General features: G+C 62.1%; 14 protein-coding genes. 2 read left to right on the top strand and 12 right to left on the bottom strand.

Going from position 1 to position 20,631, the window contains the following annotated elements; translation table 11 throughout:
• Positions 1 to 7: 7 nt before the first annotated feature.
• Both AC1ECK_RS11850 and AC1ECK_RS11845 read right to left on the bottom strand, forming a co-directional pair.
• Positions 8 to 478 carry a hypothetical protein gene (locus AC1ECK_RS11850; protein WP_480319150.1) on the bottom strand — a complete coding sequence of 157 codons (471 nt, stop codon included), beginning with the start codon at positions 476 to 478 and terminating at the stop codon, positions 8 to 10.
• A 223-nt stretch (positions 479 to 701) separates the two neighbouring features.
• On the bottom strand, positions 702 to 1,745 hold the full coding sequence (locus AC1ECK_RS11845) for a nitrilase-related carbon-nitrogen hydrolase (RefSeq protein ID WP_480319148.1): 1,044 nt from the start codon (positions 1,743 to 1,745) through the stop codon (positions 702 to 704).
• Positions 1,746 to 1,836: 91 nt separating this feature from the next.
• Between AC1ECK_RS11845 and AC1ECK_RS11840 the strand changes: the two genes are divergently transcribed.
• Entirely contained in the window at positions 1,837 to 2,715 is an 879-nt protein-coding gene (locus AC1ECK_RS11840; RefSeq protein WP_480319146.1) for a LysR family transcriptional regulator, read from the top strand.
• 70 nt (positions 2,716 to 2,785) lie between these two features.
• Here AC1ECK_RS11840 and AC1ECK_RS11835 read toward each other — a convergent pair whose 3' ends face one another.
• From AC1ECK_RS11835 to AC1ECK_RS11790, 10 genes are all read right to left on the bottom strand, one after another.
• Positions 2,786 to 4,003, bottom strand: a complete 1,218-nt coding sequence (locus tag AC1ECK_RS11835; RefSeq protein ID WP_480319144.1) for a PepSY-associated TM helix domain-containing protein — start codon at positions 4,001 to 4,003, stop codon at positions 2,786 to 2,788.
• Between the two features lie 74 nt (positions 4,004 to 4,077).
• Complete coding sequence (locus AC1ECK_RS11830; RefSeq protein ID WP_480319459.1) at positions 4,078 to 6,252, bottom strand: TonB-dependent siderophore receptor; 2,175 nt, start codon at positions 6,250 to 6,252, stop codon at positions 4,078 to 4,080.
• 324 nt (positions 6,253 to 6,576) lie between these two features.
• On the bottom strand, positions 6,577 to 7,302 hold the full coding sequence (locus AC1ECK_RS11825; protein ID WP_480319142.1) for a glycine-rich domain-containing protein: 726 nt from the start codon (positions 7,300 to 7,302) through the stop codon (positions 6,577 to 6,579).
• Between the two features lie 46 nt (positions 7,303 to 7,348).
• The gene (locus AC1ECK_RS11820; RefSeq protein WP_480319140.1) at positions 7,349 to 10,732 is read right to left on the bottom strand and encodes a bifunctional diguanylate cyclase/phosphodiesterase; all 3,384 of its coding nucleotides are present in this window, start codon (positions 10,730 to 10,732) and stop codon (positions 7,349 to 7,351) included.
• A gap of 441 nt (positions 10,733 to 11,173) precedes the next feature.
• On the bottom strand, positions 11,174 to 12,247 hold the full coding sequence (locus tag AC1ECK_RS11815; protein WP_480319138.1) for a porin: 1,074 nt from the start codon (positions 12,245 to 12,247) through the stop codon (positions 11,174 to 11,176).
• Positions 12,248 to 12,359: 112 nt separating this feature from the next.
• The gene (locus AC1ECK_RS11810; RefSeq protein ID WP_480319136.1) at positions 12,360 to 12,530 is read right to left on the bottom strand and encodes a hypothetical protein; all 171 of its coding nucleotides are present in this window, start codon (positions 12,528 to 12,530) and stop codon (positions 12,360 to 12,362) included.
• 229 nt (positions 12,531 to 12,759) lie between these two features.
• Positions 12,760 to 14,973: a beta-glucosidase family protein gene (locus AC1ECK_RS11805; protein WP_480319134.1), complete on the bottom strand. Its 2,214-nt coding sequence runs from the start codon at positions 14,971 to 14,973 to the stop codon at positions 12,760 to 12,762.
• A gap of 582 nt (positions 14,974 to 15,555) precedes the next feature.
• Positions 15,556 to 15,996 (bottom strand): MarR family winged helix-turn-helix transcriptional regulator, encoded by a 441-nt coding sequence (locus AC1ECK_RS11800; RefSeq protein ID WP_480319132.1) that lies wholly within the window; start codon positions 15,994 to 15,996, stop codon positions 15,556 to 15,558.
• 20 nt (positions 15,997 to 16,016) lie between these two features.
• On the bottom strand, positions 16,017 to 17,912 hold the full coding sequence (locus tag AC1ECK_RS11795; protein WP_480319130.1) for an FAD-binding monooxygenase: 1,896 nt from the start codon (positions 17,910 to 17,912) through the stop codon (positions 16,017 to 16,019).
• A gap of 119 nt (positions 17,913 to 18,031) precedes the next feature.
• Positions 18,032 to 18,988: a LysR family transcriptional regulator gene (locus AC1ECK_RS11790; RefSeq protein WP_480319128.1), complete on the bottom strand. Its 957-nt coding sequence runs from the start codon at positions 18,986 to 18,988 to the stop codon at positions 18,032 to 18,034.
• A gap of 100 nt (positions 18,989 to 19,088) precedes the next feature.
• Here AC1ECK_RS11790 and AC1ECK_RS11785 point away from each other — a divergent pair, with 100 nt between their 5' ends.
• Complete coding sequence (locus tag AC1ECK_RS11785) at positions 19,089 to 20,510, top strand: aldehyde dehydrogenase family protein (protein ID WP_480319126.1); 1,422 nt, start codon at positions 19,089 to 19,091, stop codon at positions 20,508 to 20,510.
• Positions 20,511 to 20,631 lie beyond the last annotated feature (121 nt).

Genomic DNA, 20,631 nt, shown 5'->3' with positions numbered 1-20,631 from the left:
TGCGCCGTCAATGGGCCGACAGGTGCTGGTCGAGGAACGGCACGAAACCATTCTGCGTCGTGACGATCTTCTTGACGCATTCATCGTAGTCCGAACCCATCGAGCGGTCCGGGCCATACATGCCACGGCACTGGGCGTACAGCGTGATGGTCGCGCCATTGCCGTTCGCCACCCGGTTCGCCGAATAGACCGCATGACCCGAGCGGCCCGGCACGTCGGATTCGATCGCCACGGCGTCCGCGCGCACCACCGGCTCTTCCGAATGCTGCGTCACATAGTTCTTCGTCAACTGCCAGGCCTGATCGCATTGCGCCTGATCGCGGCAGGTGACCGTGGCATCCGTCTGAGCCGCCTCCAGAAGACGTTCTGAGCGGGCAAAGTCGTTGTCTCGTTGCGCCTGTTTATCGGCGGAGGACGCGCAAGCGGTGAGCGTAAGCGCAGCGAGGACAGCGAGCGCGGCGGCAAGAGTCGTTTTCACTGGATGAAGATCCTGAGTCGAAGTCGACGGAGATTATAGACAAGTGCGGGACCGGTTCACAGTTGCCCTGATGAGCACGCGATAGCGCTGGCGCGAGTGGCCTGCGTATCGGCGATGCGGGTTCTAAAGATTAGTGTGGTGTGAACGAGGCTGCCAAGGTGGTGGATCCAGGTCGCGCTGTCGAGTAGCCGCGCGCAGGGCTCGTTTGTGGCCCGGCGGCGCGCTATCTGCGCCTCACCTGCGCAAAAGCAAGCGCGATGGAGCCGCGTGCGGAAATCCCGTGCGGCTCGAAGCTGGCCGCTTGCGGGTCGGCTTGACCCAGCGGCGCGTAAAGATCCGGACGGCGAGCCTTCAGCCATTGCTGCCCCGCGCTCGCGCCCGCGAGGCGAGGATCCAGACTGGCCGTAACCAGAGCGCCGTCCGCGCCGGCCCCCTCGGCCAGAATGGCGCCGCACGGATCGACGATCATGCCGGTTCCCGGCGCCGCCTCGTTGTCGACGCTATCCACTCCGTCGCTGAGTACGGCAAACATACCGTTGTCGGCCGCCCGTGCGGGTACCCAGGCTCGCAGCCAGTCCGCTGCATTGTGCCCAACCGGCACGCCTGCCGTGGCACCCGAGCCTGTTACAGCCGCCCTGCCCGCTTTTTCTGCCGAGGCCGGGCGATGCGCCCACTGTTCCGCCGACACCGGCTGCATCGCGCGACCGCCACCGCGCTGCGCGGCGTAGCTACGATGCGGCGCGACCAGCAGCGTGGCCCCCATGAGCGCCGTCATTCGCACATTCTCGATCAGATAGGTATCGCCACCAATCAGGATTCCGATGCGAATCCCCCACACTGTATCGAAGACCGTAAAGCGGTCGCCGCTCACAATGCGCCGATGCTCGAACGCATGCAATTTGCGGTGGCAATGCCGGATGCCGCCCGGCATGCAGACCACGTAGCTATTGAACAGGCGTCCATCCGCTGCCCGCTCGATCATCCCTACACCGGCGGCCACTCCTGTGCGCTCGACGGCCTCGGCCACCGCGCCGAGCGTGGGCCCGTCGAGCGGTTCAGCGAGCGACTCGAGTTCGTCGCGATGCAGCTTCGCGAGGCTCCCATAACCGGCAAGACAGGTCTCCGGAAACACGACGAGACCGATCTCGTCACGAGCCGCACGCGCGAGCCAGCCGGCAATGCGAGCGGAGTTTTGTGCCGCCTCGCCGCGACACGAGCGCAGCGGGACGGAGGCAACGCGGAGCGAGGGAACTGGCAAGGATGACATTGCACAACCTGTTGGAGAAAACAGTCCCATTGGACCGCCCGCCATTCGATAAGTAAAATGAAGATTCTTATCTGTTCGATTACTCATTGGAATGGAACTGAAACTCTTACGCGCCTTTCTCGCCGTAGCCGAACTCCGCCACTTCGGCCACGCCGCCGAGGTGCTGTCGATGAGCCAGCCGGCCCTCAGCAAGCAGATCGCCGCGCTGGAAGAAAGTCTTGGCGCGCGGCTTTTCGAGCGTGGCCGGCATGGCGCCGAACTCACCGCCTTCGGCGCCGGCTTTCTTCCCGACGCCCAGACACTGGTGCGCGACGCGGATGAGATTCATGCACGGGCGCGCGATGCGAGCAGCGGAACGCGCGGTTATTTGCGCGTCGGTCTCGGTCTTTCCACCTTGACGCTCGCACCGCAATTGATTGCCGAGTTCCGCCGCCGGAATCCAAACGTGAGCGTCACGCTGAACGACCTGTCATCGGCCGAGCAAAGCCGCCGGCTGCTTGCCGGCAAGCTCGACGTCGGTTTCATGCGCCTGCCGGCGGACGCGGGGCTGGAGGCGTTCCCGGTGCTGGACGAAACGCTCGGCCTGGCGATACCGAAACATGCGCGCTGGAAACGCATCCCGGCCAACCTCGATGAATTGAACGAGCTGGGATTCGTCGGCGTCACGCGCGGCCGTGGCCCAGGACTGGCTGCGCAGATCGATCGCTGGTGCAGCCTGCACGGTTTTGTGCCACGTGTGATCCAGGAGACCGATGATATCCAGACGGTGCTTGCGGCGGTGGCGGCGGGCGTCGGTGCCGCGTTCCTGCCCTCGCGCACGCAATACCTGCTGCGCGATGCGCGCGTGTTGCCCTTGCGCGGTGAGGGCGCTCAATGGCAGGTCGGCCTCGCGTGGCAGGTTGGGAAGGACAATGCGGTAGTGACACGCTTTATCGAGTTCGCGCGGGCGGCGGCAAAATACCCTGCCTGAAGGAAAGACAAGCGTGTGCAGGACCAGGGGCTGAACCCGCTCGTGCCGCGTGCAACCTCCTCGCCTGAAACTATCGAAGCACCGCGGTTTTAGGGCTTTTCACGCGCTGTGCGGCGCTACGGCGTGCCTTCAGTTTCTTGAACCAGATGACGAGGCCGGTCGCGCTAAGCAACGCCACCATCACGCCCATGAAGCTGACGAGAATGCGTCCCGGCAAACCCAGAATACGTCCTGAATGCAGGGGAAACTGCGCCTGCATGAAGATATCGCCGGCGCTTCCTCGCCCCGGCACGGAACCGCCTACCTGGCGCCCGGTCCACGCGTCCCAGTAGGTCCACGCATTGCCGAGGTGGCCGTCTGCGTATTCGCCGCCCGGCTTGAAGTAGCCCACCCCGTACAGGTTGAGCGCGGCGACTTCAAAGGTCGCGCCCGGCGCGGCGCTTAACTGCATCTTCTGTCCAGCGGCCGCCGCCAACGCGACGATGCGCTCACGGCTCAACTTCGCGGCACCGGCCGGATGCGGCGCAAGCAGTTCAGGGTTGCTCTCGGGCTCGGGCGTCAGATTCGAAAAGAGCGACACGAGCGGACGCATGACTGGCCGCTCGAGGTTCATCCCGATCGACGTCAAGGCAATCACGCCCAGCAGCCCCCACACCCAGACTCCACCCGAACGATGCAGGTCGAACACCAGCGCATAACCGCCGCGCTGGACCCGGAACGCAAACGACTTGCGCCATGTCTTGTAGCTCGGAAACGCCAGCACCAGCGCAATCACGCTATCGAACAGCCAGACGATCGCAACGATCCCCAGCAACCAAACGCCGATGGCGATACCGCTGCCGGTGGTGGGCAGATAAAGCGTGTAGTGGAACTCGTAAAGGAACGGTATCAGGTTGAGTCGCTTGAGCGACAACGCGCCCCATTCGCGGCGGGCCTGAATGCTTCCGGTCGCGGGATCCACCGCGATCTGGTTGAAGCCCAGTTCGTAAGGCTGGCCCGTGGTGGGATCGGGCCGGCCCTGGACGCGCATCAGCAGGGTTCGGCCGGGCACCACGCCTAGCGGCAGATAGGTCACTTGCAGGCGCGGGTTGGCAGCTTCGACCCGGTTGGCGAGTTCCAGTGACGACAACGCGGGCGCAGCAGAACGGGCGTAATAGAACTCGGGGTTCAAGGCCGCATCGAGCTCCAGGTTCCACGCGATGATCGCGCCCGTGAGACCGGACACGAACAGGAACAGCGCCGTGCCGATGCCGAACCAGCGATGCAGGCGGACGAATATCGATCTCATAGGCCTAGCGATGCAGGCATGCAGACGCCGCGCGGCGTCTGCCCCCTTCCCTCAGGCGACGTCGGCGCCTGCATCTAGAACTGCATCGTCGCGCTCACCACGGCGGTGCGCGTCGGCGATGGCGAAACGTAGTAGCCCCAGGCAGTGGTCCAGTAGCGGCGGTTGAACAGATTGTTGATGCCCGCGCGCAAGGTCAGGTCCTTGCCGGCGATCCGCGTGTCGTATCTGCCGCTCAGGTCGTAGGTCACATACGCGGGCACGAACTGGGTATTCGCGGCATCGACGGCCATGTCGCCCACATACTTGCCGCCAAAGGCGAGCGTGAGCGCCTTCAGGTACGACGGGTTGTATTCGATGCGGCCCGTCGCCGTGAAGCGGGGCGCGCCGTAGATGCGCTTGCCTTCGATACTCGGGTCGTCGATGTCGACGGCCTTGGTATCGAGCCACATCACGCCGCCGAGAATGCGCCACTCATTGGTGAGCGCGAGCCAGCCGCTGGCATCGACGCCGGTGTAGCGTTTGGTGCCGCTCTGCACGAAGACGTTGGCGGTATTGGTGTAGTTGTATCCCTGGTCGACGCGGAACAGCGCCAGATTGGCGCCCCACTTCCTGTGATCCGTCTTGAAGCCGACTTCATATTGCTTGCTGCGCAACGGACCATACGTGGCCGGGTAATTGAGGTTGGTGTTGGAGGCGGAACCGCCCTGCTCCAGCGACTCGACATAGCTCGCATAAAGTGTGGAGTACGGATCGGTTTTGAACATCAGCGCGACGGTCGGCGTGACGGGGTCCGCACTGTATTGCGACGTCACCGCGCTGCTCGGCGCGTAGACGTCCTGGCGGAACTGCGTGTAGCGCAGCCCGAGCAACGCGGAGAAGCGCGAGGTGAACTGTACGGTGTCGCTGGCGTAAAGCGCGGCCTGGGTGGTGCGCGACTGGCGGTATAGGTTCTCGCCAATCCCGACCTCGGCATTGCTTAGCAACGAGCTGCCGTATAGATTGCCGGTGCCGAGCGAATAGCCGCTGTTCCAGCCTTCGCTGTTGTCGTATTCGCTGGTCTGGGACTGGAAGCCCGCACCGATAACGACATCGTGCCTGATAGCGCCGGTATTGAACTGCCCCTGCACCATCGCATCGACGTTCTGATAGAAGTAGCGTGTCAACGCGGCATACAGCGTGTTCGAATAGTCGCCTGCGCTATCGGTCACGTAGATCAGGCTATCGGAGTTGGTGCGGTTTTCCTTGGCGAAGCGGTACTTCAGGCTCGCGTGCCAGTTCTCCGAGAGACGATAGTCGAGGCCCGTGCCGAACGAGGCCATCTCCGTCTCGTAGTAGTTCTGCGGCTGCGCGAGGTCCCGGTTGATCGAGCTCGCATCGGGAATACCCAGCCCCGTGCCGAACATCAGGCCAAACAGCGTGCCGTTGGTTTTGCGCTTCTGATAGAACGCGTCGGCACTCCAGGTGAGATCCGGGGTGATACGGAAGTCGAACGCCAGCGACGCCACCTGACGGCGCACGTGACCGTTCGGCTCGGCGGTATTGCCGTCTTCGTTCACCAGATTCAAGCGGTAGCCAAAGCGGTTGTCGTTGCCGAAACGGCCGCCGAGATCCACCTTTTCGCTGAACACGCCGGCCGACTCGTAGCCGACCGAAATGCTGCGGTACGGATCGTCGGTCGGTCGCTTCAGGACATAGTTGACGATCCCGCCCGGCGAGCCGAAGCCATACATGAACCCCGACAGGCCTTTGAGCAGTTGCACCTGCTCGAATGGTTCGAGCGGCAGGTCGGTGTCCCACGACGGGAAACTCTGGCCGTCCACCTTGATGCCGTTCAGGGTGTCGATCGGGAGGCCGCGCACGCTGAACATCGAGTTTTCGCTGACGCGGTTGCTGCTGCTGACCGATGCTGCCGGGTCGTACTTGAAGAGATCGTTGGCGCTCGACGCCATCAGGTCCTCGGCCTCTTCGCTCGTTACCACGTGAGTGGAGAACGGCGTGTCGACCTGCTTGCGCGAACCTAGCGCCCCGGCGCTGACGGTGTCGGTTTGGGTAGCCGGGTCTGCTGTTGCTGTAACGCTGACGGCAGGCAATGTGAGCGCGTCCGTCGCGGCGCTTTGAGCCCAGCCGGGTGTCGACAGCGTCGAGAGCGAAAGGCCGGCACTTGCAAACAGCGCGGCACTGAGAAGCGAGGGGGTGCGGCTCACGCCACGGGCAATGACGGGATGACTGGCGGTAGGCAGGTTCTGCATCTTGTTCGGATTTAGCGCAGACGCAGGCATACGCCCGTGCAGCAAGGCCTGCGCGGGACGGGAGCACTCGTAGCGGTGGTGGTTAAGCGGAATGTATATTTACTGACGCGAATGATAATGCGACTAATTCGCATCTGCAACACAAATCTTGCGAGGAACTTTCGGAACCTGAAAGGGCTTCAGGTCGCGCAGGCTGAGCTAGTTGCGCCGGAGCCCGTGAGCGGGATCGGCTCCGCGGGATTCGCTTCGCGATAACCTGCTAGTTGCACCAGAGCCGCCCGCACCACGTCGGCACGGGCGATCTTGCGTCAAGAGGACAAGCAGTCAGGCACGCGCTGTGTTCTCTGCACTACTGAGCGGTTGAGCCGGGTACGCTATGCGCGTCGAAGGCACAGCACAGTAGGCTGGTTTTGCTTTCATTCCCGGTGTGATTGCGCAGTAAGCAGGTTTCGCTTCCATCCCCGGTGTGATTGCGCAGTAAGCGGGCTTCGCTTCCATCCCCGGTGTGATTGCACAGTAGGCAGGCTTCGCCTCCACTCCCGGTGTGATTGCGCAGTAAGCAGGCTTCGCTTCCATCCCCGGTGTGATTGCACAGTAGGCAGGCTTCGCCTCCATCCCAGGTGTGATTGCACAGTAAGCAGCCTTCGCATCCACACCCGCCAGCGTGGCGCCAAACTCGCGCGCCATCAATTCACCCGTTGCAGCCGCCAGTTCCCACAGATGGGCTTCATCCTCGGCCCCGTCGATACCCACATAAGGGTTGTGGTGCAGCACAAAGCCGAAGATACGCTCGCAGTCCGACGCGTAGCGCCTCGTATCGAGAATATGGGCGTGCCAGAACTGATCGACCTCCTCGCCCGGTACGATCGCGACCGTGGGGTATTTCGCCGACAGTTTCAGGAATTGCCGGTATCCAAGCTCGGCACGCGCCACCGTCTCGGGAGTCCACCCACCGTCGCGCCGATGAAGCAACTTCGCCTTGATCCGGTCAAATTCGAGTTCGTCAATCGCCTGCCAGACTCCTGCTACATCCCGTGTTTGCTGTTGCATGGCAAAACTCCTTTCACGTGTGGTGAGCGCGTCTACAGCGTCATGTTCAGACGCGCACGTCTTGCGGCTCCTGCTCTTCGGCAAGGCCGCGGTCCAACCGGCGACTCAGGAAAGCGGTCATGTCGCCGGCGGGAATTGGACGGCTGAAGAAGTACCCCTGGACTTCATCGCAGCCTTCATTGCGCAGGAAATCGATGTGTGCCTGAGTCTCGGCGCCTTCGGCCACGACCTCCAGGCCGAGACTGTGTCCGAGGGCGATCACTGCGCTGGCGATCTGCGCGTCGCTCTCGCTGTCGGGCACGTCGCGAATAAACGACCGGTCTATCTTCACCACGTCGATCGGGAAGTGGTTCAGATAGGCTAACGATGAATACCCCGTGCCGAAATCGTCGATTGACAGGCGAACGCCGGTTCTTTTCAGACTCGTGAGCCAGCCGGCCGCCTGTTCGGGATGGCGCATGACCATACTCTCGGTAAGCTCCAGTTCGAGCAGATCACCGGGCAGTTGCGCATGCTCGAGCGCCGCGACAATCTCGGTGTGCAGATGTGGATCGGTGAACTGCCGCGCCGACAGATTGACGGACACACGAATCGGTCCGAGGCCATGCGCGAGCCACTCGGCATTCTGCCGGCACGCCTCGCGCAACACCCACGCGCCGATCGGAACAATCGCGCCGGTTTCTTCGGCCAGCGGAATGAAATCCGTTGGCATCACCAGGCCAACCGTGGGGTGACGCCAGCGGATCAGCGCCTCGACCCCGGTACAGCGGTTTGAGCGCAAGGAGATGCGTGGCTGGTAGTACAGCACGAACTCGCCGTTGTCGAGCGCAAATCGCAGATCGGACTCCATATCGATCCGGCGCTGCAACGATGTGCTCATCTCGCGAACGTATAGCTGATGCGTATTCTTGCCTCGTTGCTTGGCGCCATACATGGCGATGTCGGCATGCTTGAGCAGCGTCTGGGCGTCGTCGCCATCGCCGGGAAACGAACTGATGCCGATACTGGCGGTTACCGCCAACTGCCTTCCGCTCACCACAAACGGTTCGGCAAGCGCTGCCCGGACCGCATCGATCGAACGGGTGACGTCAACCTGCTCGTCCCGCTGTCCCTCGACGAGCACGATGAATTCGTCGCCGCCAAGCCGGGCGATCATTCCGGTTTGCGTCACCTGCTGGCGCAGCCGGTCGGCAACGGCACGCAGCAGCAGATCGCCCGCGTTGTGTCCCAGAGAATCGTTGACGTCCTTGAACTGATCCAGATCGATAAACAGGACGTAGAGAACGGTCTCGTCGCGGCGTGCGCGCAGCAGCGCATCTTCGAGCTGATCCCTGAACATCAGGCGGTTCGGCAGACCGGTCAGCACGTCGTGATTCGCGATGAAGCGCAGATTCTCTTCGGCCTGGCGCCGCAACAGGAAGTGGCTCGCCTGGATCGCGATCGAGCGCGCCATTGCCAGCGCATGGGGTTCTGTCTGGCGCCTGTCCCGCGCGTAGAATTCGGCCATACCGAGCGTCGTCGAACCGGCACGAAGCGGGAAGCTGAACACCGTGGTAATACCCGCCGCGGCGAGCCATTCGGCGTGCGCGAGCCGAGCCAAAGTATTCTGTTCCGAGCTCCAGCAAGGTTCCGTCGCACCGCCTGCAGCCGGCGCCGCCTCGCTATCCCGCCGCGACAGCAGCCAGTGCTCGAGCGCTGGTACTTGCGTGCAGTAGGTGACGCAAAGCGATTGCCGTTGACCGTGTTCGGTCGGCCAGAACGCTCCCGCCTCCCACCCCATCCCCTCCACCAGCACCTCTATCAGTTGCCTGAAAACGTCGAACTCGCTCGTCGCCGTCGCCAGTTGCAGAGTGATGGCATGCTCCTGCTGCTGCGCGCGCTCCGCCGACTTGCGCTGCGTGATTTCCAGCGCGGTCCCACGCAGCGCCCGCTGATCGGGCGCACCATACGCGTGCCCGATCAGGTGCAGCCATCCTCGTCGGCCCCGCGAGGACCGGTAGCGGCATTCGACCTGGAACGGGGCGCCCGTACGCAGCGTCCGGTTCGCGCGAGCCACGAGCTTCGCGCGGTCCGCCGGGTCGATCAGGCACATCAGCGATGCCGGGGTCGGCGCCCCGCTTCGCCAGCCGAGCAGGCGAATCATCTCATTCGACAGAAGGACCATCTTGCCGTCGGGACTGACCCGCCAGTCACCCAGATGCGCAATACGCTGCGCCTCGGCACGGGCGATTTCGCTCTCCCTCAGCGTATGCGTGATGCGTTCGGCCAGCCTGACGGCGCGCACACGCGAACTCGACAACGCGTAGCCCAGCGCGCTCAGCAGGACGCTGATGACCGTGCCCGCGAGCGCGGCCAGGATCGGCAAACGGCGTTGCGTACCGCTCAACACGGCCGGATCGGCGGCGAAAACGATCAGCCAGCGCCGCCCGCCGAACGGTTGCACGGCGCTCGCCGACAATTGCCGGCCGCCGGCTGCTGCCATCTCAGGCGCACCACTGGACGACGGCGATGGACGGGCGGCAGACGCGCCGGCCGCGCTTGCGATATTGCCGCGTGTCATGTCGCCAACGCCTGCGATGCTATCGAACAGCATCGTGGACGGCGCTGGGGATACGGCTGGAGCTTCGAGCACGCCGGCGTCATAGATACGAAAGCGAATCACGCGGAGCGTCTCTTCGCCAAGCAGCCCCGCCATCAGATCCTTGACGCGGATACCCGCCCCGACCGAACCGATATACGCCCGTCGGCGCTCATCGACGGTATCGTGCGACATGCCCTTGCGGTAGACCGGCAGGCGCAAAGCGATGCCGATATGCGGGTTGCTGCCCTCCGCAAAAATCAGACGCCCGCTGCTGACAGGTTGGCCCGTGTCGCGTGATCGTTCGAGGGCCGCCAGCCGCCGTGGCTCTACACCCAGGTCGAGGCCGAGCGACGGCAGATTGGGCGCCAGCGGCTCGACGTAGGACAGGACAAAATATGCGGGACGCTGGCCAGGAGGGCGGATCGCGAAGCTGACGCCGGCATCGCGCAGGATCGGGTCGCGCCGCTGTACGGCAATGAACTGCTCCAGGTCGGCAGCGTGTACGCATGGGGCATAGTTCAGGGTCTGAAACCCGGGGTAGCGCTCGGGAAGATTCAGGCCATTCACGAAGTCGCGAAACTCGCTGCGCGATACATCGTCGCCCGCACTGAACAGCGCCTGCATCGTAACCAGCACATCGGAATACAGGCGCACACGCGTGTCTATTCTCTGCTGGACATCGCGGGTATCGTTGTCGAATCGAAGTTTTGCCTCGCGCTGGATCAACTGCGCGGTGACCGTATACACCACGACCGTTGCCGCGAGCCCAAGCAGCAGCATGCCCAATGCCAGGCCAATCGCATAACCACGTTGAGCTGGGCGCAGCAACCGCCCCCACGTCTGGCGCATATCCGTCCCCCGGAATACGGCACTCACAACGATCGCGGTTTGCCGATCAGGCGTTCACGCCAGCGCCCCGGAAACCTCTACGTGCAAATTGCAGACATCTTCACAAAGCGATCTGACAACCTGTCTCGATCAATTACGACTATGTCGGCTTTGCACTAAAACCGTGAAATTCGCATGGAATTGTTCGAGACCGGCAGTCTTACGGACACTTAAATATCTGCTTTACATAAACCGCGGTAAGTTCATCCGCTCTTTTTAGCAGCGACAGAACAGTCCGGAATAATCGCCTTCACCATCTTTAGTTTGCGTGCATTTAGCTTAGACGATGCCAGTCTTTTGCCTAGCTATCAGGAACCCTATTCGGGAATTACATGATCAACGTGTAATTGCCGGCGCCGTCAATATTGTGGAGTCCAGACCGTGGGACGGTCCGAGACAATGCTAAAACGTGTGCCGCAGACCGAGTGACACGATCATCTGGGTATTCGTGCTCGAGGGCGAGAGCAGGAACAGCTCGGCCGTCACACCCGAACTGGCGCGCAGATAGACAGCATTGAGATACAGGTCGGTGCGAGTGGACAGAATATAGTCCGCGCCAACGGCGATCTGATTCCAGTGATCCTGATTGAGTTTCGAGAATGCATAGCTGGCGGCCAGCATGACGGCCGCGTTCACCTTGTACTGGGCGTTGCCTTCTGCCGTGCGCAGGACGGCCGATTGCCCATTGTTCTGGAAGTCCACCAGCGTAAAGAGGCCTTGCAGCGAGACTGCGCCAAGCTGATAGCCCGCCGCCACGCCTGACACGATCAGCTTGTCGAAGATTACCGTCTTGGCAAGCGTGCCCAATGACCCTGAGCCGGACAATGGCGTGCCCAGTACCGAGGTTCCGATACCGAAGGTGGCCCGGTAGTTGTGGATGGCGGTGTAGGCAGCCGCCAGATGCAGCGGGCCTCGCGCATAGCTCGCGCCGAAGCTGCTCGCGCTGTTGCGGACAAAATCCCCCGGTTGGCCGCCGAATGCATAAAGCGCGCCGAGCTGCAGGCCATTCAGGGTCGGGGTCACGTACTTGACTGCGTTGTCGATGCGCTCGCCGCCGAGCCGGTCGAGATCGCCCAGATGGAAGGCGAATACGCTTGGAATCAGGCTGCCGGCGGAGAACGTCGTCAGGTTCGTCGTCATGAAGTCATACTGGCGGCCCAACGAGAGGGTTCCCATCCGGTCGCTCGCCAGACCGACAAACGCCTGTCGGCCAAATTCCAGACCGCCCTGCCCCAACGTGCCGTTGTTGATGCTGAAGCCGTTTTCGAGCCTGAATATCGCCTGATATCCGCCGCCAAGGTCCTCTACGCCACGAAAGCCCCAACGGTCGTTGCGAGCCACACCGCTGGATTGAGCCCAGGTATGACCGCCGTTTATGTTGTTCGTGTACGTGAGTGCGCCATCCACGATGCCATACAGTTGGACGCTACTCTGCGCACGGGCCTCGTTGACCGGTAACACGGCGCCGACCAGCATGGCGCCCAGGATCGAACATGACGCGAGCCGGTTGGGCCTGGACGACCCAACTGGACGCGCCCCAGGATATCGGGTGAGCCATTGCCTGGGTCGCGTTAAACGGTTCATGGCCTCAGCCGTGCGAGGTGCGAGAATCTGTCGTAGTCGCTCCGATCTGCCTTTCCTCATCGTGCGATATGCGTACTTCATGCTCGGCAATAAAAGACATCAGCACGCGCGCATATAGCGACTGCTTATCAGGGATTGCCTTGTATTCGTTCAGCAAGTCAGCAATTTCGCTCATGATTTCCTACGTTCGCCGCATTCGCTGAGCCAAGCGGGAGTTTCCTCGGGATAACTTCTCGCGATAGTAGATCGACGAAAACCGATCGTAGTGGCAGCGGCGGAATAGACCACTGAATTGGCTGAACCGGCTGAATGGGCTGAATGGGCTGAATACGACAGTCAGATCAGCCTTTCCGCCGGCGCGGGCTCCCCCGCCCGCGCCCAGATGCATGATGAAAATACGGCGGCTAACTCCCTTGCAGGCGAATGTCACGCGAGGACGCGCCTACGTACACCGTCCCACCAGGCACAAACCGCCAGCCATTGCGCGATGTGTCCCACACGCTCTGCATGCGTGGCGTGACGGCGATGCGCACATGACGTGTCTCGCCGGGGTTCATGGCGATCTTTTCCCATCCGACGAGACGTCGCGGCGGCTCGCCACTGTATGGCACGCCAAGGTACACCTGCGGCACTTCCGCGCCCGCTACGCGACCGTCGTTGCGCACGCTGAACGACACGTCGAGCGCGCCGTCAGGACGATGAGCGACGGAAAGCCCCGAGTACGAGAAATGCGTGTACGACAGCCCGTATCCGAACTCGAACATCGGCGCGATGTTTTTCGCGTCATACCAGCGGTAACCCATGTCCAGCTTTTCCGCGTAGACGGGATTCGCTTCGTACGTACCGTTCTGCCCCCACGTTGGCGTGTCCTGATCGTGCATCGGGAAGGTAACCGGCAGCTTGCCCGATGGATTGACCTTGCCGAACAGGACATTCGCGATCGCATTACCGCCGCCTTCGCCCGGATACCAGGCTTCCACGATTGCCGCCACGCTGTCCTTCCACGGCATCAGGACCGGGTTGCCACTTTCCACGACGACGATCGTGCGAGGATTGGCGCTCGCCACCGCTTCGACGAGCGCGTCCTGGTTCGACGGATTCGCGAGCGCCAGGCTTTGCAGATCGCCAAAGTCTTCACCGGCTGGCTGGGCAACGACGACAATGGCCACGTCCGAGCGGGCCGCAAGCGCTGCCGCCTGCTGGATCTGCTGTTGCGTGTAGGCGCTGAACGGCGCCTGCTGATCGCTGTTGCCGGCAAAGCTGACCTGCGCCGACGGCACGAGCGCCTGAATCGCCGCCACGATGGGCGTGTTCAGCTTCAGCCACGGATTGGTCCACCAACTGCATCCTGTCGACGTGCCGAAGGTCAAGCCACCGCAACCTGCAAACGCGCCCGTGACCGGATCACGCGTATTACCCGAGCCGCCGCCGGTCAGCACGGCCGCATCGGCGTGCGCGCCGATCACCGCAATCCGGGAAAGCGAAGCGGCCGAGAGCGGTAGCTGATTGTTATCGTTCTTCAGCAACACCATCGACTGCTCGGCGACCGCCTGCGCGAATGCGTTCGCGCCCGCGAAGTCGATCGTGGCGCCGCCCTTCGGAGGATCGTCCATGACGCCCGTGCGGATCATGACGTATAGCTTGCGCTCCACCATGTCATCGAGACGCGCGGTGGAAACCGAGCCATTCGCGATCGCCTGCTGTACTGCGGCCGGCGTCAGATAGACGGTCGAGCCGACGTCCTCTTCCTCGTCAAGGCCAGCATTGATCGCGTTCGCCGTGCTATGGGTTGCTCCCCAGTCCGACTGCACCTGTCCTTCAAAGTGCCAGTCGTTCTTCAGCACGTCACTGAGCAGATGCGAGTTCTCGCACGCATAGGTGCCATTGAGTTCGTTGTAGCTGCACATTACGCTGCCGGGCCGGGCGCGTTTGGCGGCGATTTCGAACGGCAACAGATAGATCTCGCGCAGCGTGCGCTCGTCGATCTGGCTGTTGCCGCCCATCCGGTTGTATTCCTGCTCGTTGCCGGCGAAGTGCTTGATCGTGGCGATGACCTTCTGACTCTGCGTGCCGTCGGTGCGCTCGGCGAGCATCTCCCCGGCCAGCAGCGGATCTTCGCCAAGAAACTCGAACAGCCGGCCGGCGCGTGGCTCGCGCGCGAGATTGGTGCCTCCGCCAAGTCCCATTCCGAAGCCCTGTTCGCGCAGTTCTATGGCGATCCGCTTGCCGAACGCGGAAGACAGATGCCGATCCCAGCTCGCCGCCACGCCGATTGTCGACGGGAAGGTCGTGCTTGGCTGGCTTGTGCTGCCGGAGCCTGTCGACGAGTCGACCATGTTCAAATCGGGAATGCCAAGGCGCGGTACGCCTTGAATGTAGCCGGCGCCGCCTCCCGGCACGCTCGACATTGCGTATTCCGAATGAATAAACTGCAGCTTTTCGCTGAGCGTCATTTTGCTGACGAGGGAGTGGGCACGCTGATGCGCGGCCGCCGAATCGAACGCGTTCAGCACCGCCGAAGTGGGTGGGAAATCGAGGGAAAAATCGGGCACGCCCGCGCGGGCAGCGACGCACACAGTCGCCGCTAACGCGACGACCGGCCATAGTTTCATCTGCATATCTGTCTCTCCGAAATTCTGCTTTTTGTTGGGCAAGGGAAAGCGGAGCGCGTCGGATCGGTTCACAGCGGACGCGAGAGCCGGCGACGCAGGGTGACTGCGAAGACGTGTGCTTGCCAGCGGGGGAATCGGGTCAGCCGGATTGGCTGTGAGTGATTCTCCATGTAAGACAATGTAAAAATGTAGTCCGACTACAGCATCAGTACTTTTACTAATACGGCGCGTTTTTATGCTCAATGATTTTAATTCGGCAAAGAATACTGGAATTTCATGCCACTTAACGCATAGTGTGTAATTTTTCCTGCGTGCTGTAACTTTCCGCCCTCGAAGGTTGTGAGTCTCGCCTGAGCCGAGGTTCGAAAGTCAGTGCACGAGCGTGGACGAACGTCCGTTGATCGCGTGCGCCGTGCAAAGGCGGCGCTTGTTTGTATCGCAATAAGGAAGGAAGAAGCAGATCCGATACGATACGGACTGCTTAGATAACTAACGGATGGAATCTATCAGCGATAGTGTTGGCGATGCCATCGTCTTGCCTCTGCCCCTTGCGGATCATGTGCACGGCATCGATGCCGCTGAGGGCCACTATGCCTGTGGCGGCAGTAGTGCCAAAAGCAAACGCCGCAATTCCAGGCATTCCCGCGGCGTCAGCCTTGCCGTGAGAACGCGCTCGACTTCCTCGACACGCGGACGCAAACTCGCAAGCTGCTTCTTGCCGGTCGCGGTGAGGAACAGCACATAACTGCGCTTGTCGACGGGATCGTCGGAGCGCTCGATCAGGCCATTGCGAACCATGCGCGCGACGAGATCGGCAATCGTCGAACGGTCCACGTCGAGTTCATCGCCAAGTTGCCGCTGATTGACGCCGGGTTGTTTTTGCAAAATCTCGAGCGCCGCGTACTGGACGCTCGTGATCTCCGTGGAGACTTCGTTCAGCCATACCGCTACGTGGCGCTGCTGGGCGCGGCGCACGAGGCTGCCCGTAAACCTCGAAAGCACTTCCGGGTCGTCGTGTTTGATCGGCAATTTCGCAGTGTCCGAGTGGGTTAGTTCGTGCGGAATATCGGCCTGAAGAAGGCGTTCAGTTCCGCGTATGCATCCAGAGGCAAAACGTGCGCGACATATTGGTCCGGGCGGACCACGACGAGCGCACCCCGCTCGCGGTCGATGCCGCGTTCGTCGAAGATATCAGTCGCTGCATCGCTCGTAAATGCTTTCTCGTAGTCGATGAGGCCGTAGCGTCCCTTGCGCGGCAGCAGGAGCGCAGGCAGGTCTTCGAGACGGACTTCACGATGGGGCTGCTGCAGCACCGCGCGCAGATCGAGAATGCAGTCGGGATCGGCGTCCTTTGGTGTGGTGAGCCGCAAAATAGAATCGGGCGACGTGGCGAGATGTTCGCACAGTGCATGAAGCGCACTGCCGTTCGCGTCCGAGAAAGCGTATAGACGCCAGCGGCCGTCGGCGCGTGCCGCGTGTCCAAGATGCACGGGCTTTGCGTCCGCGACGCGAACGACAGGCGATGAGTGAAAGCGCGCGCCGATCGGAAAACCCTGGGCGAGTGCCTGGTGAGTTGCTTCTCCGGTCAGTACGCCCGGCCGATAACGGGTCGCGACACCTGCCGTATATCGACCCGCTCGAACGAAATACGCCTGCAACTCGGCCGGATCGACACCGCCCGCCTCGGGCCGGTTGGGATCTTTCGGCGGAGCGGCCATCATCGCAGACCATTCCTTGTCGAAATCGATCAGCTCCTGCGCAATCGGCTGGCGCTCATCGGAATAGGTACGCAGCAAATCGGCATCGCTGCGTCCCAGCAGGACCGCGCCGAGTTTCCAGCCGAGATTGAAGCCGTCCTGCATCGACACGTTCATGCCTTGGCCGGCCTTCGCGCTATGTGTATGACAGGCATCGCCGGCGATGAACACGCGAGGGTCGCGAGGCGCCCCGTCGGCCGCGAGCGCATCGTCGAAGCGATCGGTCAGGCGCTGCCCTACTTCATAAACCGAGAACCAAGCGACTTCCTTCACATCGAGTGTATAGGGATGCAGGATCCGTTGCGCCGTCTCGATGATGCGATCGACCGTGGTCTGCTTGAGGCTGTCGCGATTCTGCGGTTTGACCTCGCCGAGATCGACGTAGAAGCGAACAAGGTATCCGCCCTCTCGTGGAATGATGAGCAGATTGCCCTTGCTCGCCGACTGAATCGCCGCTTTGAGCCGTATATCCGGAAAGTCGGTGACGGCCAGCGCGTCCATCACGCCCCACGCGTGATTGGCCGCATCGCCGCGCAGCGTTTGTCCGATCGCCGTACGCACGCGACTGCGGGCGCCGTCACAACCCACGACATAGCGCGCCCGCACAGTCACTTCCTCGTCGAGCAGTGCTTCATCTGTGCGGCGCAACGTAACGCGAACCGGATATTCACCGGCATCGTCGCGTTGGACATCAACGACTTCGAGACCGTAATCCGGTTCGAGCCGTTGCGCCGAGCGACGCATCACATCGAGCAAATAGTCCTGCACGCGGGCCTGATTGACGATGACATGCGGAAACTCCGACATACCTGATTCGGTGTCCTGAACGCGACCGGTACGCCTGATCGCACCGTGATCATGTACATCGGGTCGCCAGAACACCGTTTCATTGACCCAGTATGCTTCGTTTAACAAACGGTCGCTGAGTCCGAAAGCATTGAACATCTCGACGGTGCGGCACGCGACACCGTCCGCCTGCCCCATCTGCAACGGTCCGCCGCGACGCTCGACGATGCGCGTGCTGAGCCTCGGGAATTGCGACAGTTGCGCCGCCAGCACGAGCCCCGCAGGCCCGCTGCCGACGATCAACACGTCAACCGCATCGGGCATCTCGACGCGAGGCACGCCATCGGCGGCGGGCTCGATCGTCGGGTCGCCGACGCGGAAACCGTTGAGATGAAATTGCATGATGTCTTCCTCCACTCTGTGTCCGTAAGCGTGACGCCGAATATACTCCGTACACCAACCATTTCAAAGCACTTGATGCGCTCATGGATGTTTACCCTGGTTTCAGAGGAGCTAGCCCGTCAACGCGGTGTGCCGTGCGCCGGCGGTACGCGACGCTTCCTCTTCTGCGCCGGACGAGCGCCGTTGGTGTCGGCATAATCGCGGATCACCTCGATCAATGCGCGCAGCGCGGCGGGAATGTGACGCCGGCCAGGATAGTACAGACATAGTCCGTCTAGCGCCGGCGTCCAGTCTTCGAGCACCCGCACCAGCGTGCCGGCCTCCAGATCCGCCCTGACGTTCCATTCGGCAAGGTACGCAAGGCCGAGACCTGCACGCGCCGCGGCCAGCATCAGGCTCGCATCGTTGAGTGTCATGGCACCGCTACCGTCGATGCGCAAGGTCTCGCCGTGTCGTTCGAATTCCCACTGGTAGATCGATCCGCTCGGCATCCGGCTGCGGATGCACTGATGCGCACTAAGGTCCGAGGGCGTGCGCGGAGGTTTGTGCCGCGCAAAATACGCCGGACTGCCGACGACGGCAAAGCGCTGCCTGTCGCCAAACGGCACGGCGATCATGTCCTGCGGCACGATTTCGATCAGACGGATGCCTGCGTCGAACCCTTCGACGACGATATCGATCAGGCGTCCCTCAGTGACGATGTCGAGCTTCACATCGGGGTAGCGCTCCAGAAATGCGATGAAGACCGGCATCACCTGATGCGCCGCTCCGAGCGACGTATTGATGCGCAAAGTGCCGGACGGCGTGTCGCGAAAGCTACCGGCCTGTTCGAGCGCGACCTGAATGGTCGAGAGTGCGGGCGCGACACTGCTGACGAATTGGGCCCCGGCTTCCGAAAGCGACACGCTGCGGGTCGTCCGGTTGAACAGCCGCACACCGATGCGCGCCTCGAGTGCGGCAACGGCATGACTCAGCGCGGATGTCGACACGCTCAATTCGTTTGCCGCGGCGCGAAAACTGCGATGACGCGCGACGGCCAGAATGGCTTCCAGTTCAGCAAGGCCAGACGTTTTCATTGTCCTATATCGTTCAACAGGTCATCCTCGATTGTACGGCTAGTCAGGTCAATGGAGACGAATTATCTTGCCTGATCGACACCTCTCTTCCGGACAAACCATGCAGATCATCGACCAGATCTATATCGACGGAGCCTTCGTAACGCCGCACGGCGACGAGTTCTTCGACCTTTTCAATCCTTCGACCGAACAGATCGTTGGCCGCGTGCGTCTTGCGGATGCCGAGGACGCACGCAACGCCATCCTTGCAGCGAAGCGCGCATTTCCGGCGTTCTCGCGCACCGACAAGTCCGAACGCGTGGAGATGCTCAGGCGCATGCATGCGGCTGTGGTCGCAAAGGAGGACGAACTGTTCGAAGCCATCATTGTGGAATACGGCGCGCCCGTATCGCGCGGTCGCTGGATGGCCCGCCATGCTAGCGACGTGCTCCTGCAAACGGCGAATACACTCGAGAACTATTCGTTCGTGCGTCGCGCCGGCACGGCCGAAGTGGTCATGCACCCGCTCGGCGTTGCCGGTTTGATTACGCCGTGGAACAGCGATGCGGGTTTTATCTGCGGCAAGCTTGCAGCGGCGCTCGCCGCAGGCTGCACGGCCGTGATCAAACCCAGCGAGATGAGCGCCATCCAGACGCGGGTAGTCACCGAGGCGCTGCATGAAGCGGGGCTTCCGAAGGGGGTCTTCAACATCGTCACGGGGCGCGGCGAAACGGTCGGTGCGGAGATCAGCTCTCATCCCGACGTCGCAAAACTATCGTTCACGGGATCGACGGCCGTGGGCAAAACGATCCTGCGCACGGCCGCGGAATCGCTCAAGCGCGTGACGCTGGAACTCGGCGGCAAGTCTCCCACGATCGTGCTCGACGACGCCAACTTCGACGAAGCCATCCCACTCGTGCTTCAGGCGGGCTTCATGAACAGCGGCCAAGCGTGCATCGCCGGCACGCGAATTCTGGTGCCACAGGCAAGGCTGGCGGAATTCGAGGAGAAAATCGTCAACGCCGTTGCAGATATTCGCTCCGGCGACCCACGTGACCCGCACACGAGTATCGGCCCGATGGTGAGCCAGAAACAGTGGGACCGGGTGCAGCGCTATATCCGCATCGGCGTCGAAGAAGGCGCACGCCTGATTGCCGGTGGCGAGGGGCGTCCGCACGGTGTCGGCGCAGGCTGGTTCGTACGTCCAACCATCTTCAGCGATGTCCGCAACGATATGACGATCGCGCGCGAAGAGATATTCGGACCGGTGCTGTCGATCATCGCCTATCGCGATACGGAGGACGCAATCGCGATTGCCAACGATACGCCCTACGGCCTGCAGGCCTACGTCTGTTCGTCGGATCCCAAGCGGGCAAGCGCGGTGGCGTCACGGATCGAAGCGGGACGCGTGCTCGTCAACACGCTCGCGCATGAACCGGCGGCGCCCTTCGGCGGCTTCAAGCAATCCGGTATCGGCCGCGAATACGGGACGTTTGGACTCGAAGCGTTTCTCGAACCGAAGTCGCTGCTGGGTGTTGTCTGAGCGGCATCGATTGTCCGGCCGGTGCGGAGTCGGCCCGAGGCGCTTAGATAGTTGAACGAAAATTCACGCGCAGCGCTTCGGATGTGAGTCCGAATTGCACGCGAAACGCGCGCGAACGTAG

The organism is Paraburkholderia sp. SSBN10T, from assembly GCF_056619545.1.
This window is presented reverse-complemented; position numbering and strand designations above follow the sequence as displayed.